This is a genomic window from Streptomyces sedi (assembly GCF_006335015.1).
GTDB lineage: Bacteria > Actinomycetota > Actinomycetes > Streptomycetales > Streptomycetaceae > Streptomyces > Streptomyces sedi.
This window is the reverse complement of the sequence record NZ_VDGT01000023.1, coordinates 100,249-109,914: the sequence shown is the minus strand read 5'-3', so window position 1 is coordinate 109,914 and position 9,666 is coordinate 100,249. Positions and strand designations below refer to the sequence as shown.

General features: G+C 73.8%; 8 protein-coding genes and 1 pseudogene. 4 read left to right on the top strand and 5 right to left on the bottom strand.

Annotated features, from left to right (window positions below; genetic code table 11):
* Positions 1–123: pseudogene (locus tag FH715_RS29605) on the bottom strand (IS701 family transposase); the annotation flags it as partial.
* 246 nt (positions 124–369) lie between these two features.
* On the opposite strand from FH715_RS29605, the gene FH715_RS24390 reads away from it, so the two are divergent.
* Positions 370–747, top strand: coding sequence for an RNA-binding S4 domain-containing protein (locus tag FH715_RS24390; RefSeq protein WP_139648934.1), 378 nt, complete (start codon positions 370–372; stop codon positions 745–747).
* A 32-nt stretch (positions 748–779) separates the two neighbouring features.
* Here FH715_RS24390 and FH715_RS24385 read toward each other — a convergent pair whose 3' ends face one another.
* Positions 780–1,067 (bottom strand): GNAT family N-acetyltransferase, encoded by a 288-nt coding sequence (locus tag FH715_RS24385; RefSeq protein WP_139648931.1) that lies wholly within the window; start codon positions 1,065–1,067, stop codon positions 780–782.
* Positions 1,068–1,123: 56 nt separating this feature from the next.
* Positions 1,124–1,783 (bottom strand): MarR family winged helix-turn-helix transcriptional regulator, encoded by a 660-nt coding sequence (locus FH715_RS29405; protein WP_139648930.1) that lies wholly within the window; start codon positions 1,781–1,783, stop codon positions 1,124–1,126.
* A 90-nt stretch (positions 1,784–1,873) separates the two neighbouring features.
* Between FH715_RS29405 and pip the strand changes: the two genes are divergently transcribed.
* The 3 genes from pip (at position 1,874) to FH715_RS24365 (ending at position 5,799) form a co-directional block, all read left to right on the top strand.
* Entirely contained in the window at positions 1,874–2,845 is a 972-nt protein-coding gene (gene pip, locus FH715_RS24375) for a prolyl aminopeptidase (RefSeq protein WP_139648929.1), read from the top strand.
* Between the two features lie 160 nt (positions 2,846–3,005).
* Complete coding sequence (locus FH715_RS24370; protein ID WP_139648928.1) at positions 3,006–3,953, top strand: sporulation protein; 948 nt, start codon at positions 3,006–3,008, stop codon at positions 3,951–3,953.
* Between the two features lie 265 nt (positions 3,954–4,218).
* Positions 4,219–5,799, top strand: a complete 1,581-nt coding sequence (locus FH715_RS24365) for a S8 family peptidase (protein ID WP_139648927.1) — start codon at positions 4,219–4,221, stop codon at positions 5,797–5,799.
* Between the two features lie 106 nt (positions 5,800–5,905).
* On the opposite strand, the gene FH715_RS24360 is transcribed toward FH715_RS24365, so the two are convergent.
* Positions 5,906–6,790 (bottom strand): ABC transporter permease, encoded by an 885-nt coding sequence (locus FH715_RS24360; protein WP_139648925.1) that lies wholly within the window; start codon positions 6,788–6,790, stop codon positions 5,906–5,908.
* The gene (locus FH715_RS24355; protein ID WP_139648923.1) at positions 6,787–9,495 is read right to left on the bottom strand and encodes an alpha/beta fold hydrolase; all 2,709 of its coding nucleotides are present in this window, start codon (positions 9,493–9,495) and stop codon (positions 6,787–6,789) included. The genes FH715_RS24360 and FH715_RS24355 overlap by 4 nt, the downstream gene beginning before the upstream one ends.
* Positions 9,496–9,666: the final 171 nt, after the last annotated feature.

Genomic DNA, 9,666 nt, shown 5'->3' with positions numbered 1-9,666 from the left:
GACCAGCCCCTCCAGGTAGTCCAGTGCCCGTTCACGCGGCTCGGACCTGCCGAAACGGTGGGCGAACCGGGCATGCAGCCCGGCTATCCCCTCGGACCAAGACTCAACCTGCTCGACCGTCACCTCATCAGCACACAGTGACACCAACGACGACCGACGCTGATCGTCACCCCAGATGCGGTTGCAGTATTAGGCCGTCTCGTTTAGATCTTCGCGGGGGCGCGACGCCAGCTACGGCACCTCGCTGCGTTACCAAATCGCGCAAATACGACGAAGTATGAGCTGCGATCCGGCGCCTTGCGATGCACCGCATCTGACGCCGCACCCTGCTCCACGAAGATCCAAACGAGACGGCCTAGAGTCGAGGCCATGACCGATGAGCAGGGAAGCGTGCGGGTGGACACCTGGATCTGGGCGGTGCGCCTGGTCAAGACCAGGTCGATGGCCGCCTCGGCCTGCCGCGCCGGTCATGTCAAGATCAACGGGGAACGGGTCAAGCCGGCGCAGCACGTGAAGGTCGGCGACGAGGTGCGCGTCTGGCACGCCGGCCGGGAACGGGTCGTGAAGGCCACCCGGCTGATCCGCAAGCGGGTCGGCGCCCCCACGGCCGCGGAGTGCCTGATCGACAACAGCCCCCCGCCGCCGCCCCGCGTGGAGGTGCCCGCCGTCCCGGTGCGCGACCGGGGCGCCGGCCGGCCCACCAAGCGCGAGCGCCGCGAGCTGGACCGCCTGCGCGGCCAGGGCTGAGGGACGGGCCCGGCGGACGCGATCCCCACCCGTTACGGGGTGGTCTCCTCCAGGTGCTGGTACTCCGGGTGCTTGGTCAGCCAGCCGGCGATGAACGGGCAGCTGGCCACGACGCGCAGCTCACGGCGTTCGGCGTCCTCCATCGCCTCCGTGGCCAGCGCGCCGCCGACGCCTCTGCCCTCGTAGCCGACGCGCACCTCGGTGTGCGGATAGACCACCCGCCCCTCTTCGCGCGCGTAGTCGGCGTAGCCGGCGAACTCGCCGTCCATCCACGCCTCGAACCGGCCGAGCTGGCTGTTGTCTCGCACCTCTGTGCTCATGCCCTTCATCGTGCCCCGGCTCGGGCCCCGTCGCACCACCGCCGGCGCCGAACGGCTCACCCAGAGTGCTCGTCGGCCCCGGGCGACTCCTCGACCCCGACCGACCCGACGCCCCCGACGGCACCAGCGGACCCGACGCCCCCGACAGCCCCGTCAGCACCAACAGCACCAACAGCACCAACAGCACCAACAGCACCAACAGCACCAACAGCACCAACGGACTCTCCGGCCCCGACCGGCCCGACGGCCCGGACGGCCTCGGCGACCCGTTCCCGGTAGGGGCGGCGTTCCAGCGCCTGTTCCAGCTCGGTGAGGAGCCGGGACAGCGGCACGCTCAGCTCCGCGTCGAGGTCGGCCATCGCCGCCTCGGCCACCTCCCACTCGGCGTCCAACACCGGAAGCAGCTCCCGGCCGCGTTCCGTGAGGCACGCGACGCGCTGCCTGGCGTCGCGCCCCACGCTCAGCTCGACCAGGCCCCGCCTGTCGAGCTGCGCCACGGTCTGGCTCGCGGCGGAGTGGGTCACGCGCATCGCCTCGGCCAACTCCCCGATGGTGCTGGGCCCGTGGGCAACCAGCGCCCTGATCACCGGGCTGTAGCGGGGGCGGTAGTCGTCGAGCCCGAGCCGGGGGTAGGCCGAGGCCAGGTCGGCCTCCAGCAGGTCGAGCAGATGGCGCAGCCGGGTGCCGATGCCGGTGAGGGGGCGCTGGGTGGACATGCCAGCAAGATAACCGAGCGACGCACTTCCGAAAGCCCTGATATAACAGCGCTGTCATAATATTCGGATGCCGAGCCCGGAGGTCACCCCATGTCAGAGCTGTATCCACCGATCGAGCCCTACGACCGCGGCTGGCTCTCCGTCGGCGACGGCCACCGCGTCTACTGGGAGACCTGCGGCAACCCCGAGGGCCTGCCCGCCCTCGTCGTGCACGGGGGCCCGGGGTCCGGCTGCGGCCCGAGGGTGCGGCGCTTCTTCGACCCGGCCAGATACCGGATCGTCCTCTTCGACCAGCGCAACGCGGGCCGCTCCACGCCGCACGCCTCCGAGCCGGAGGTGGATCTGAGCACCAACACCACCGAGCATCTGCTCGCCGACATGGAGGCGCTGCGCGAGGAGTTGGGCGTGGAGCGCTGGCTGCTCTTCGGCGGCTCCTGGGGCTCGGTGCTCTCCCTGGTCTACGCGCTCCGCCACCCCGACCGCGTCAGCGCGCTGGTGCTGATGGGCCTGGCCACCGGCCGTCGCGCCGAGACCGACCTGCTCACCCGCGGCCTGGGCGTCTACTTCCCCGAGCCCTGGCGCGCCTTCCGGAACGCGGTGCCGGCCGCCGAGCGCGACGGCGACCTGCCGTCGGCCTACGACCGGCTGCTCCACGACCCCGACCCCCGGGTGCGCGAGGCCGCCGCGCGCGCCTGGTGCGACTGGGAGGAGGCGATCGACGTGGGCGGCCCGGCCGGCCCCTCCCGTTACGAGGACCCGGCCTTCCGGCTGGCCTTCGCGCGGATCGTCACCCACTACTGGAGCCGCGGCTCCTGGCTGCCCGAGGGCGAGGTGCTGCGTCGCGCGCCGGAGCTGGCCGGCATCCCCGGCGTGGTGGTGCAGGGCAGCCTGGACCCGGGCAATCTGCTGGGCACCGCCTGGGAGTTGGCCCACCGCTGGGGACCGGCGTGCGAGCTGCGCGTGGTCGGCACGGCCGGGCACTCCACCTCCGGCGAGGGGATGGCCGCGCGGCTGGTGGAGGCCACCGACCGTTTCGCCGACGGGGATGCCACGACGCGGTAGCGTGACCGGAGGAACAGCGGCGGGACCCCGAACCCCCCGGCGCACGGCGGAGGTTGGGGCGCGTTCCGTCCCCGCTCCGCCGTCGCGCTCCCTCCCGGCCGACCGACCGGGAGGCAGCCGGGAGGCGGCCGTCGCGACGACACAGGAGGAGAACGCCGGCATGGTGTTCAAGCGGTTGCTCGGAAAGCTGGGCGTCGGTGGCCCCTCGGTTGACACGGTGCTGCACCGGGGGACGGTGTTGCCCGGCGACACCGTCTCCGGCGACGTGCTGATCCGCGGCGGCTCGATGGACGTGGAGATCACGGAGGTCACCCTGGAGTTGGCGGCCCGCGTGGAGTCGGAGGCCGGCGAGGAGGAACGTCACGGCACGGTGCGGTTCCACCGGGTGGTGGTCGGCGGCGGGTTCCGGCTGGCGGAGGAGCAGGAGCTGTCGATCCCGTTCTCCTTCCCGCTGCCGTGGGAGGCGCCGATCACCGAGGTCTTCGGGCAGCCCTTGAGCAGGCCGCTCGGCGTGCGCACCCAGCTCGCCGTGGCGGGCGCGGTGGACACGGGCGACCTCGATCCGCTGATGATCCGTCCGCTGCCGGTCCAGGAAGCGGTGCTGGACGCGTTCGGGCGGCTCGGCTTCGGCTTCCGCTCCACCGACCTGGAGCTGGGGCGCATTCGGGGAACGAACCAGACGCTCCCCTTCTACCAGGAGATCGAGCTGACGCCGGGCCCCGACCACGCCCACGCGATGCGCGAGGTCGAGATCAGCTTCCTCGCCGACCCGGCGGGGCTGACGGTGGTGCTGGAGGCGGACCGGCGCGGCGGGCTGTTCTCGGGCGGCGGCGACGCGTTGAACATCTTCACCGTCGGCCATGGCGACGTGGACGGCACGGACTTCGCCGCGCTGGTCGACTCCTGGCTGCGGCAGCTCGCGGAGCGCCGCTCCGGCGGCTTCCTCGGCGGCGGTCACGGGCACGAGCGCAAGAGCGACGGCGGCCACGGCGGCGTCGGGGCGGGCATCGGCGGCGCGGTCGCCGGGCTGGCGGCCGGGGTGGTCGGCGGCATGGTGGCGGCCGAGATCGTCGACGAGATCGGTGACGCCCTGGGCGGCGACGACTGAGCGCGCGCCCCGCGCCCGGGCCGGCGGCGTTCCCCCGACGGGGCGGCGCCGGCCCGGGCGCCCGCACGCCCGCGTTTACGCCGACACGACGTCACATCGACGCGCGCTACGCGCCCATGTCGTTCATGTGAAGCCTCTCCAGGCGGCCTTGCGAAGGTGACCGAACGGTTCGACAGTTGTGACGTGCCCATGGAAGCCCCAAGTTGTCATGGGCACGTAATCCCGCATCCCGTCCCGCACGTACCCCACAAGGAGCACCTGTCTGATGGACAAGACGCGCAAGTCGACGCGGTTCCGCCGCGGCGCCGGACTGGCCACCGCCGCCGGCGTGGTCATCGCCGGGATCGCCCTGCCCGCGAGCGCCCAGGCCGACGACACCCCGACCGGGGTGATCGCCAACGCCGGGGCGGAGGACATCGTGCCCGGCAGCTACCTCGTCACGCTCAGCGGCGGGGTGACGTCCCAGGGCGTCGCGGCGACCGCCGAGTCCCTCGCCGACTCCCACGGCGCCGAGGTCACCAGCGTCTTCCAGCACGCGCTGAACGGCTTCGCCGTGGAGGCCACCGAGGCCGAGGCGCTCGCCCTGGCCGCCGACCCGGCCGTCGCGGAGGTCACCCACAACCAGACCGTGCGCACCACCGCCACCCAGGACGACCCGCCGTCCTGGGGGCTGGACCGGATCGACCAGCCGTCGGCGCAGCTCGACTCCTCCTACACCTACCCCGACCACGGCGGCGAGGGCGTCACCATCTACGTCCTGGACACCGGCGTCCGCTACAGCCACCAGGACTTCGACGGCCGGGCCACCTTCGGCTTCGACGCCTACGGAGGCGACGGCGGCGACGGACAGGGCCACGGCACCCATGTCGCCGGCACCGCCGCCGGGGGCGCGTACGGGGTCGCCAAGAACGCCGACCTGGTCTCCGTCCGCGTGCTGGACAACAGCGGCTCGGGAACCATCGAGGCGGTGGTCGGCGGCGTCGACTGGATCACCGGCAACGCCTCGGGCCCCTCCGTGGTGAACGTCAGCCTCGGCGGCGGCGCCAACAGCACCCTGGACACGGCGGTGCGCAACTCCGTCGACGCGGGCATCACCTACGCGGTGGCCGCCGGCAACAGCTACGGCGCGGACGCCTCCCTCAGCTCCCCCGCGCGAGTGGAGGAGGCCATCACGGTCGGGTCGAGCACGTCGGCCGACGACATCTCGCCGTTCTCCAACGTGGGTTCGGTGGTCGACCTGTTCGCGCCGGGCAGCGCCATCACCTCGGCGTGGAACACCGGCGACACGGCGGAGAACACCATCTCCGGCACCTCCATGGCCACCCCGCACGTCGCGGGCGCCGCCGCCCTGTACCTGGGTGAGAACCCGGACGCCACCCCGGCCGAGGTCGAGGACGCGCTGGTCGGCTCCGGACTCGGCGACGTGCTCAGCGGCATCCCGGGGGACACGGCCAACGTCCTGCTGAACGTCAGCGGCGACGGCTCGGGCCCCGGGGCGCCGCCGTCCGGCGAGCGGTTCGAGAGCGCGGCGCCGGTGGCGATCGTGGACAACACCTCCGTGACCTCCACGATCGACGTCAGCGGCGTCGGCGCGTTGACCGGTGCGTTCGAGGTCGACCTCGACATCAGCCACACCTGGGTCGGCGACCTCACCGTGGAGCTGACCGGCCCCGACGGGACGAGCCGGGTGCTGCGGGACCGCTCGGGCGGCAGCCAGCAGGACCTGCTCGCCACCTACCGGGTCCCGGGCGCCGGGGTGTCGGCCGACGGTGAGTGGACGCTGACCGTCGCCGACAACGCCAGCCGGGACGAGGGCACCCTCAACGGCTGGGCGCTTCAGTTCTGACCGCTTCGTTCACCGAAGTGACCGACGGTGTCCGCTGAACGCGGAGGCCGCGGGGCCCGGGCCGGTCGTCGGCCCGGGCCCCGCTCGCGCGTGCGGGCACCTGCCCTCAGGAAACGATGTCCTTGCGGGCGAAGTGGCGGTAGGCCAGGGCCACCAGGAGCAGCGCGTACGCGAGCGAGACCGCGCCGCCGCGCAGCATCCCGTTCCACTCCACGTCGCGTTGGAGCGCGTCCAACCAGGCGAAGAGCCAGTGTGCCGGAATCAGCTGGCGCCAGTCGCCGAGCGCGGTGATGGCGTCGAGGATGGAGCCGAGGATGGTCAGCCCGATGGCGCCGCCCACCGCGCCCAGCGGCGCGTCCGTCACCGTGGACAGCCAGAACGCCAGGGCGGCGGTGGCCAGTTGGCCGACGAAGATCGCCACGAGCGCGATGCCAAGTCGGAGCGCCGCCTCACCGCCGGGCAGCGTGCCGCCGGTGGGCAGCCGCAGCTCGCCCCAGCCGTAGGCGACGGTCCCCACGCCCAGCGCCGACAGCGGCAGCAGCACCATCGCGACGGCGGAGAACGCCAACGCCACCAGCAGCTTCGCCGTCAGCAGCCGCCAGCGCGGCACCGGCGCGGCCAGCAGATAGCGCAGCGAGGACCAGCCCGCCTCGGAGGCGACCGTGTCGCCGCAGAACAGCGCCACCGGCACCACCAGCAGGAAGCCGGCCGAGAGATAGAGGCAGACGGCGGCGAAGTTGGGGCCGGAGGCGGTGGCGGAGTCCAGCAGCGCGGACTCGGAGTCGTCGGGCGCGCCGCCCACCGCGAAGGCGACGGCCACCAGCGGCGGGAGCAGCACCAGCAGCAGCCCCACCACCAGGGTGCGGCGCCGCCGCAGCTGGCGCACGGCCTCCACGCGCAGCGGCAGGGTGCGGCGCGGCACGTACCCGGGGGCGGCGGGCGCGGTCGGGTCGACGGCGGCTTCGCGCTGGTCGGCAGGGGTCGTGGTCATGGTCGGGCACCGCCGATCAGGGTCAGGAAGGCGTCCTCAAGCCGGCGGTGCGGCACCACCCCGCTCACCGGGACGCCCGCCTCCACCAGCGCGGCGACCAGCGTCTCGGGGCCGGCGCCTTCGAGGCGGACCAGCACCCCGGACTCCGTGTCGGTGACGTCGCCGACGCCGGGCAGCGCGCGGAGGGTCGCCAGCCGGTCGTCGGTCATCGGCTCGGCGGTGCTGACCAGCACGGTGTCCCCCGTGCCGACGATCTCCGCCACCGGCCCCGAGGCGACCAGCCGGCCGCCGTCCATCACGACCAGATGCGTACAGGTCTGTTCGACCTCGGCCAGCAGATGACTGGAGACGATCACGGTCCGGCCGCGCTCCGCGTAGCGGACCATGACCTCCCGCATGGCGCGGATCTGCGGCGGGTCCAGGCCGTTGGTCGGCTCGTCCAGGATCAGCAGGTCGGGCAGGCCCAGCATCGCCTGGGCGATGGCCAGCCGCTGGCGCATTCCCTGGGAGTAGGTGCGCACCGGGCGGGCCAGCGCGGTGCCCAGGTCGGCGATCTCCAGCGCCTCCTCCAGCCGCGCGTCGGCGGCCGGGCGGCCGGTGGCGCGCCAGTACAGCTCCAGGTTGGCGCGGCCGGACAGGTGCGGCAGGAAGCCGGCGCCCTCGACGAAGGCGCCCACCCGGGAGAGCACCGGCGAGCCGGGGCCGACGCGGTGGCCGAAGACGGTGATCTCCCCGGCGTCGGGGGTGATCAGGCCCATCAGCATCCGCAGCGTGGTGGTCTTGCCCGCGCCGTTCGGCCCCAACAGGCCGAGCACCTGGCCGCGTTCGACGCGGAGGGAGAGGTCGCGCACCGCGTAGCGGTCGCTGTGCCGGGCGTATCGCTTGGTCAGCCCGGTGATCGCCAGCGGCACGTGGGCCAGCTCGGGATCGTGGGGCACGGCGGCGCGCCGGCGCACGCGCGGCGCGACCAGCGCGACCGCGACGGCGAGCGCCCCCAGCGGAAGCCCCCACACCCACCAGGGCACCGGGGTCGCCGCGGTGGCGACGTCGGGGGCGGTCGGCAGGGTGAGCTGCGGGTCGTCGAGGGCGACGGTGTAACGGGCGGTGCCGGTGGGCGAGGCGTAGCCGATGTCGGTGCTGGAGACGACCAGCCGCATCCGGTGCCCGGCCTCGAACGGGTAGTCCACGGTGGGCAGTCGGAAGGTGACCACCCGCCCCTCGGGCCCGAGGTCCTCCACCCGGAGCGGCGCCACCAGCTGGGCGGGCAGCGACTCGCTGCCGCCGTCCGGCGCGACGTCGTAGAGCTTGCCGAAGAGCACGGCCTCGTCCGTGTCGGAGGAGACCCGCAGCCGGACGGTCGGGGCGCCGGTGACCCGGGTGGCCTCGGCGAGCGGCGGCGAGTCGAAGCGGGCGAACTGGCCGGGGAAGTCGATCGCCGGCAGGAAGCCGAGCCCGGTGAACCCGCCGAGGCCCCCGAGCCCCGGCACGGTGGAGACGGCGGCCGGCGCGCCGCCCGGCGGGTTGACGAACGTCTGCGGCTCGCCGGCCAGTTCGACCGTCTCGGTCTCCTCGCCGTCCAGCCCGGGGTAGCCGTCGCCCGAGGCGCCGGCGAGCAGCGTGTCGCCGTTGGTGGTGTCGAAGCCGGTGATCCGGGTGACGCGGAACGGCGGGCCGACGTCGGCCGAGGTGTCCTCGCGCAGATAGCGGTCGAACCAGGAGGCGATCCGTTCCTCGGTGCGGCCGGCCTCGGAGACGCCGCCGTCGTGTCCCGCCCACAGCCACTCGACGCGCACCGGCGCGCCGTTGGCCCGCAGCGCCTCGGCCATGGCGTCGGCGTGGTCGAGCGGGAAGAGCGAGTCGTGCTGGCCCTGGAGGATCAGCGTCGGCACGTCGATCCGGTCGGCGACGGCGGCCGGGCTGCGCTCGGCGAGCAGCGCGAGCGCCTCCGGGTCGGACGCGCCGGCGACCGCGACCCGCTGGTAGAGCGCGCACAGCTCGTCGGTGAACCGGCCGCACCCGGGGTCGGCGCCCGCCTCGGCCGGCGGCTCGCCGCCGATCGGGGCGGCGGCGCCGGTGGTGAAGAGGATGCCGGCCCACAGCCGCTTGAAGACGCCGTTCGGGAAGAGCGCCTCGCCGAGGTCCCAGTAGGTGGCGGCCGGCGCGATGGCGTCGACCCGGTCGTCGTGGCCGGCGGCCAGCAGCGCGACACCCCCGCCGTAGGAGGCGCCGGCGACGCCGACCCTGGGGTCGCCCGGGCCGTCCTGGGCGACCTCGGCGCGCTCGCCGAGCCAGTCGACGAGCCGCGAGACGTCGGCCACCTCGCGGTCCGGGTCGTTGAGCCCGATCTCGCCGGTCGAGGCGCCGAAGCCGCGCGCCGACCAGGTGAGCACGGCGTAGCCGTCCGCCGCCAGCGCCTCGGCCTGCTCGCGGGTGTCGTCCTTGCTGCCGCCGAAGCCGTGGCCGAGCAGCACGGCGGGGCGGGGCTCCCCGCCCTCGGCCTGCTCGGCGAGGAAGTAGGAGGTGTCGATGTCGACGGTGCGCTCCGACCCCGGCTCCTCCGGCATCGTCAGCACCCGGTCGACGCGGTGCACGGCCGGCGCGTCGTCGGCGAGGGCGAGGCCGACCGTTCCGGCTCCGACCAGCAGCGTGAACGCGCCGAGGCCGGCCCAGGCCCGACGGTTGTTCCGGTGCCAGCGGAGTCTCATGACCGTCAGGGTCCCTTCGGGCGGGCGATGATCCACCCACGTTACCCAATGTGTTCATCCCGCCTTCGCCCGGTGGCACCGGAGCGGGCGCGGGGTCAACGCCGGTACGCCGTCCGTGGCTTGTCCCTTTTCCCGGCTTTCCCGGATCGCCGCGCCTTTCCGGGGCCGCGC

What these genes read in the sequence shown, in the direction of transcription:
- FH715_RS24390 (WP_139648934.1), top strand. Translation starts at nt 370, where the DNA reads ATGACCGATGAGCAGGGAAGCGTGCGGGTGGACACCTGGATCTGGGCG.
- FH715_RS24385 (WP_139648931.1), bottom strand. Translation starts at nt 1,067, where the DNA reads ATGAGCACAGAGGTGCGAGACAACAGCCAGCTCGGCCGGTTCGAGGCG.
- FH715_RS29405 (WP_139648930.1), bottom strand. Translation starts at nt 1,783, where the DNA reads ATGTCCACCCAGCGCCCCCTCACCGGCATCGGCACCCGGCTGCGCCAT.
- pip (WP_139648929.1), top strand. Translation starts at nt 1,874, where the DNA reads ATGTCAGAGCTGTATCCACCGATCGAGCCCTACGACCGCGGCTGGCTC.
- FH715_RS24370 (WP_139648928.1), top strand. Translation starts at nt 3,006, where the DNA reads ATGGTGTTCAAGCGGTTGCTCGGAAAGCTGGGCGTCGGTGGCCCCTCG.
- FH715_RS24365 (WP_139648927.1), top strand. Translation starts at nt 4,219, where the DNA reads ATGGACAAGACGCGCAAGTCGACGCGGTTCCGCCGCGGCGCCGGACTG.
- FH715_RS24360 (WP_139648925.1), bottom strand. Translation starts at nt 6,790, where the DNA reads ATGACCACGACCCCTGCCGACCAGCGCGAAGCCGCCGTCGACCCGACC.
- FH715_RS24355 (WP_139648923.1), bottom strand. Translation starts at nt 9,495, where the DNA reads ATGAGACTCCGCTGGCACCGGAACAACCGTCGGGCCTGGGCCGGCCTC.